Consider the following 2,050-nt stretch of genomic DNA (forward strand, 5'->3'; position numbering starts at 1 on the left):
CGTCCTGGCCATGGGGGCGCTGCTGGTCGTCGGGGCCTACCTGGAGGGCCCGTCGGCGCTCTCGTTCGGGCTGCTGGTGACCATCCTGGCCGCGTTCGGCTGGTACCTGGTCGACCGGGGCCGCACCGAGGTCACCCGCAACGTCGCCGCCACCATCTTCGCCGTCGTCTACGTGCCGTTCATGGCCGCCCACCTGTCGCTGGTCGTCGGCCGGGCCGACCACTACGTCGGGGCCCTGATCGGCTACGCCGTCCTGGTGGTCGTCTACGACACCGCCGCCTACGCCACCGGGGCCACCCTCGGCCGCCACCCGATCGCCCCTCAGGTCTCGCCCAACAAGTCCTGGGAGGGGGCGATCGGGGCGTCGGTCGCCTGCCTGGCCGCGGGCGCCTTCCTGCTGCCGCTGTGGGAGCCGTGGACGCTCGCCTCCGGCCTGGTCCTGGCCGGGGCCACCTGCGTGGTCGCGCCGCTCGGGGACCTGTCGGAGTCGATGCTCAAGCGCGACCTGGCCGTCAAGGACATGGGCTCGATCCTGCCCGGCCACGGCGGCGTGCTCGACCGGGTTGACGCCCTGCTGTTCATGGCTCCGGTCCTCTACTACGTCCTGGCCGCCTTCGACGTGATCCGGTCCCCGTGACCCGGTCGCTGTACGACCTGGACGGCGGGGAGCTGGCGGCCCTGGTCGCCGAGGCCGGCGTGCCGCCCTACCGGGCCCGCCAGCTCGCCCACTGGCTGGACACCCGGCGCCAGCCCGACCCGCGGGCCATGACCAACCTGCCCCGCTCGCTGCGGGCGCGGCTGTCGGAGCGGTTCGCCGGGACCGGGCTGACCCTCGACCGGCACCAGGCCGGCGACGACGGCTGGACCCACAAGTTCCTGTTCCGCCTGCCCGGCGGGGACGCCGTCGAGTCGGTCCTGATGCTGTACGAACACGGGGGGCTCCGCCCCCCGCGATCCCCCCGAGACCCAATGGCCGAGGATGACTGGGAAGGCGGTCCCCGGGGCCGGGCCACGGTCTGCATCTCGACTCAGGCGGGGTGCGCCATGGGCTGCACCTTCTGCGCCACCGGCCAGTTCGGGTTCACCCGGCACCTGTCGGTCGGCGAGGTGGTCGAGCAGGTGGCCAGGGTGTCGACCATGCTGCCGGAGCTGCGACCGGGGCCGGGCGCTCCCGACCACCTCACCAACGTGGTCTTCATGGGGATGGGGGAGCCGTTCGCCAACCAGGAGGCCACCTGGGGGGCGGCCTACCGGCTCCACCGGGGGTTCGGGCTGTCGGCCAGGGCGATCACGATCTCGACCGTCGGGCTGGTCCCGGGGATCCGGCGGGCGGCCGCCGAGCCGCTTCCGGTCAACCTGGCCGTCTCCATCCACGCCGCCGACGACGCGACCCGCGACCGGCTGGTCCCGGTCAACCGCAGCTGGCCGATCGCCGAGCTGCTCGACGCCGTCCGCGACTACGTGACCGCGACCCGGCGCCGGGTCTCGTTCGAGTACGCGCTCATGGCCGGGGTCAACGACGACCTGGAGCAGGCCCGGCGGCTGGGCCGGCTGCTGGCCCCCCTGCGGGTCCCGCGCAGCGGTGGCCACGCCGCCCACGTCAACCTCATCCCCTACAACCCCACCCCCGGCACCGGCTTCTCGCCACCCTCCAAGGCGGCGGTCCGCCGCTTCCGGGACGCGGTCGCCGCCTCCGGGGTCCCGGTGAGCGTCCGGGCCAACCGCGGCGTCGGCATCGACGCCGCCTGCGGCCAGCTCCGCACGGCCGCCGGGCGACCGGGCCGCCGGACCCTGCCGATGGCGGAGGGACCCCAGGCCGTCGACGCGGGGAGCCGGCCGTGACCCCGACCGGGGTGGTGCTGCTCGGGTCGACCGGGTCGATCGGGGAGCAGGCGCTGGACGTGATCCGCGAGGCGCCCCGGCGGTTCCGGGTGGTGGCCCTGGCCGCGGGGCGGTCGGCCGACCGGCTGGCCGCCCAGGCGCGCGAGCTGCGGCCGGCCGCGGTCGGCCTGGTCGACGAGACCCGGGCCGCCGGCCTGGCCGCCGAGCT

3 protein-coding genes are annotated in these 2,050 nt (G+C 75.4%); all 3 read left to right on the top strand.

Translation table 11 applies throughout. From position 1 onward, the window contains the following. On the top strand, positions 1-637 hold a 637-nt coding region (locus VF468_03235), incomplete at its 5' end, for a phosphatidate cytidylyltransferase (GenBank protein ID HEX5877327.1). Beyond that, positions 634-1,842 carry a 23S rRNA (adenine(2503)-C(2))-methyltransferase RlmN gene (rlmN, locus tag VF468_03240; GenBank protein ID HEX5877328.1) on the top strand — a complete coding sequence of 403 codons (1,209 nt, stop codon included), beginning with the start codon at positions 634-636 and terminating at the stop codon, positions 1,840-1,842. The genes VF468_03235 and rlmN, both read left to right, overlap by 4 nt. Then, positions 1,839-2,050 (top strand): 1-deoxy-D-xylulose-5-phosphate reductoisomerase (locus VF468_03245; protein ID HEX5877329.1); only part of this gene is annotated, 212 nt, incomplete at its 3' end. The genes rlmN and VF468_03245, both read left to right, overlap by 4 nt.

The organism is Actinomycetota bacterium (genome assembly GCA_036280995.1).
Classification (GTDB): Bacteria; Actinomycetota; CALGFH01; order CALGFH01; family CALGFH01; genus CALGFH01.